The organism is Natronospira elongata (assembly GCF_034931365.1).
GTDB classification, from domain to species: domain Bacteria; phylum Pseudomonadota; class Gammaproteobacteria; order Natronospirales; family Natronospiraceae; genus Natronospira; species Natronospira elongata.
The window spans coordinates 1-1,519 of record NZ_JAYGII010000085.1 but is presented as its reverse complement, the minus strand read 5'-3'; the positions used below and the strand labels follow the sequence as shown (position 1 = coordinate 1,519).

Below are 1,519 nucleotides of genomic sequence, written 5' to 3'. Positions count from 1 at the left end.
AAGGTCCACTTCATGGTGGCCATGAACGCCGAGACCTTCGCCAAGGACCAGGCCGAGATCGCCCCCGGCGGCTACCTCTTCTACGACAGCACCTGGCCCCGAAAGCGGGAAATCACCCGCGACGACATCACCGTCATCGGCGTGCCCCTGGCCGAAATGATCAACCACCACTTCGTCGAGCCCCGCACCCGCATCCTGATGAAGAACGTCGCCTATGTGGGCGCGCTGGCGGCCCTGCTGGATCTCGACCTGGACATCATCGAGCAACTGCTCAAGGAAACCTTCGGCGAGAAAAAGGCCAAGCTCGTCGAGCCCAACATGGAAGCCGTCCACATCGGCCATGACTACGCCAGAAAGCACTACGACTGCCCGCTGCCCCTGCATGTGAAAAAGGCCGACATGACAAAAGGCCATGTCATCGTCGACGGCAACACCACCGCTGCCCTGGGCGCCATGCTCGCCGGCGCCAATGTCGCCGCCTGGTATCCCATCACCCCCTCCACCAGCGTCATGGACGCCTTCGTCAGCTTCTGCGGCAAATATCGCCACGACGACAAGGGCCACCCCCAGTACAAAATCATCCAGGCCGAAGACGAACTGGCCGCCTGCGGCATGGTCATGGGCGCCGGCTGGATGGGCGCGCGTGCCTTCACCGCCACCTCCGGGCCCGGCATCAGCCTGATGAACGAGTTCTTGAGCTTCGGCTATTACACCGAGATCCCGGCCGTGATCTTCGACATTCAGCGCGTGGGCCCCTCCACCGGCATGCCCACCCGCACCCAGCAGTCCGATATCAACGAATGCGCCTACGCCGGCCACGGCGACACCCGCCATATCTGCCTCTACCCGGCGGACCCGGCCGAGGCCTTCGAATTCGCCATCAAGAGTTTTGATCTGGCCGAGCGCTTCCAGACCCCGGTGTTCTTCGTCTCCGATCTCGACATCGGCATGAATGAATGGATGGTCCCCGAACTGACCTGGGACGAGAACTACCAGCCCGACCGGGGCAAGGTCCTCTCCGCCGACGACCTGGAAAAGTTGGAAACCCGCTTCGGCCGTTACCAGGACCCGGACCGCGACGGCATTCCCTGGCGCACCCTGCCCGGCGTACATCCCAAGGGCGCCTACTTCACCCGGGGCTCCGGCCACGACGAACACGCCACCTACACCGAAGACGCCGCCGGCTACCAGCGCGTCCTCGACCGCCTGCGCCGCAAGTTCGACACCGCCAGGAAATTCGTCCCGGCCCCCTACATCGACTACGCCCGCAGCAAACCCGTCAAGGCCGGCATCATCAGCCTCGGCTCCTGCGACCTGGCCGTGAAGGAAGCAAGACATAACTTGAAAGGGAAGGGCACCGAATTCGACTACTGCCGCATCCGCGCCTTCCCCTTCACCGACGACATCCGCCAGTTCATCAATGAACACGACACCATCTTCGTCATCGAACAAAACCGCGACGCCCAACTAAAAGCCATGCTGCAGGCCGAACTGGATGCCGACGCCCGCAAACTCGTCT

General features: G+C 62.9%; 1 protein-coding gene. It reads left to right on the top strand.

The window, feature by feature from the left end:
* The coding region (locus VCB98_RS13805) for a 2-oxoacid:acceptor oxidoreductase family protein (protein ID WP_346053520.1) at window positions 1-1,519 on the top strand (1,519 nt) is incomplete at both ends.